General features: G+C 60.5%; 1 protein-coding gene and 1 pseudogene. Both read right to left on the minus strand.

What is annotated here, in order from left to right; genetic code table 11:
* Window positions 1-874, minus strand: an 874-nt coding sequence (gene ltrA / locus XI08_RS05550) for a group II intron reverse transcriptase/maturase (RefSeq protein ID WP_442869763.1), incomplete at its 3' end; no start/stop codon positions are given.
* Window positions 875-1,748: 874 nt separating this feature from the next.
* A pseudogene (locus XI08_RS05555) lies at window positions 1,749-1,982 on the minus strand (TlpA family protein disulfide reductase); the annotation flags it as partial.
* Window positions 1,983-2,153: the final 171 nt, after the last annotated feature.

Raw genomic sequence — 2,153 nt, forward strand, 5'->3', positions numbered from 1 at the left:
GACCAAACTCAATCAGGCGGGTCTTGGCCGGGTGGAGCGTCAGCTCGAACTCCTCCAGTCTCGCGCGCATCGCGTCAAGGAAACGACGCGCGTCATCCTCGCGCTCAAAGCCGACTACTACATCGTCCGCGTAACGCACGATGATCATGCCGCCGGAGACCTCGCGCTGTCGCCAGCGTTTGACCCACAGGTCGAGAGCGTAGTGCAGGTAGATGTTGCCGAGAAGCGGTGAAATCACCGAACCTTGACCCGTTCCCCTATCATCAGCGGCTACGACGCCGTCTTCGAGAACACCCGCCTTCAGCCATTTCTGAATGAGGCGGATGATGCGCTTGTCGCCGATCCTATGTTCCAAGAAGCGAACCAGCCAAGGTTGACTGACTGCGCCAAAGAAGTTTTGGATGTCGGCGTCAATGATCCAGTTCACGTGCCGCGTCTCGATCGCTGTGCAGAGCGCGTCCAACGCATCATGTGGTCCTCTGCCGGGCCGAAACCCGTAGGAAAAGCCACAGAAGTCTCCTTCGTAGATGGCGTTGAGCACGATGACGGTGGCGCCCTGGACGATTTTGTCTTCGAGAGCCGCGATCGCTAACGGGCGCTGCTTGCCGTCTGCCTTTGGTATGTACGTCCGGCGAGACGGTTGCGGGCGATACGCTCCTCGTTGGACCCGTTTGTGCAGATCGGCGAGCCGGGGCTCGAGATCTTTCTCGTAGTCCTCCCACGTCATGCCATCCACTCCGGGAGCAGCCTTACGCCTGAGCGCAAAGAACGCCGCCCGCAGTGTATCGACATTGATGTGGTGAAAGAGCGCGGTGAACCGGTCCTTCTTCCTCAGCCTTGCGGCTGTCCGTACGCGGTCCAGCGACTGGGTCATGCGAGCCCGGCCCTGTGTCCGGTGCATGCGCTGCTGTTCCGCGTTTCCCTTGGTCCCCGGCCTTGGCTCCGCCCACTCCGCCGCCAGAAATCCGGCTTTGTTCGTTGGCTTCTCAGCTACTATGCCAGAGTCAGACTTCTCCGTGTCGTGCATCAGCGGCTACAGCTCCTCGCCTTCCCGCTGCGGACCATCTCCTCCGAGAAGGAAGATGGCCGACCCGGAGATATCCCGGTTCCCGTACAAGGAGCTTCCATACATGCCAGGGTCTACGACCACGCCGGGTTGGACGGGTGTTCGCGTTTGCGCACTCGCCCATATTGCCTTCCGCTCTTTGGACAGCGTCGGCTCCCGAGATAACACTGTTTCGCGGCTCAATGGCTGGCCTGCATGCTCCCCTACCGACGCTTCGCCGACACCCTCGCGGACGCCTGCGCACGGCTCGGGGCCGATGTGGTTCGCTACACCTTCATCGCAATGGACTTCCACCATCTATTCCTTGCCGGTCTCCCGGCGCACCCAAAGTAGTGCTAGCTAGTCATCTGGAACGCAAGTTCGTCACATTATTGATAGCTCGAATCTCTTCAGAGAAGAGTGCTCCTGGCGAATGCAGGAGCGAGGCCGTGAAGGATCGGATGTGAGGCGCGACGCAATTGCGACCTTGCCCGCCTGGTCGATCAAGCCATGGTTACCGAGCCGTTCTCGTCGCGCAAGCCGCCGTACTTGGCGGTAAGGCTGCGGGTAGGGACGGCTCGGCCGCCGTTGGCCCGATAAAACCTGTTGAGCACAAACGTGGCGCGGACGGACCAGTGGCGGATCCAAACCGGGATCACGATGCGTGGTATCAGCTCTTGCGCGCCGTTTCGCCCCTTATGCGCTTGTCTCGGGCGATCCGCTCTGTCTCGGCGGCTTTAGCTTCATCGCTGGTGCGCCAGCTGCCGGTCAGAACTTTGGGTAGAACGTCATCGAGTTGCATCGTCAAACCGACAAAGGCGATGCGGCCGTCACGGTCGACGACGAACGGGGTGGGAATCCCGACACAACGGCTGGGATGTAACCAAAGCTTTTCCATTTCGCGTGTGAAGTCGACCCCGATCCGGCGATCTGATTGATCCATGACGCGGAAGTCGGCGTGAAGTGGACATTAGTGCGGCCGGCGAGCGAGCCACGCTTTGATCTTGGGTGTCTTGTCGGACGGATCGAAGCCTCGTGACAAAGGTCGCTTTAGGCGGCCGAGCAATCCAGCGGGCCGTAACGTGAGTGAAGCCTGAGCACGCCTCGA

The organism is Bradyrhizobium sp. CCBAU 11361 (genome assembly GCF_028128935.1).
Lineage (GTDB): Bacteria > Pseudomonadota > Alphaproteobacteria > Rhizobiales > Xanthobacteraceae > Bradyrhizobium > Bradyrhizobium niftali.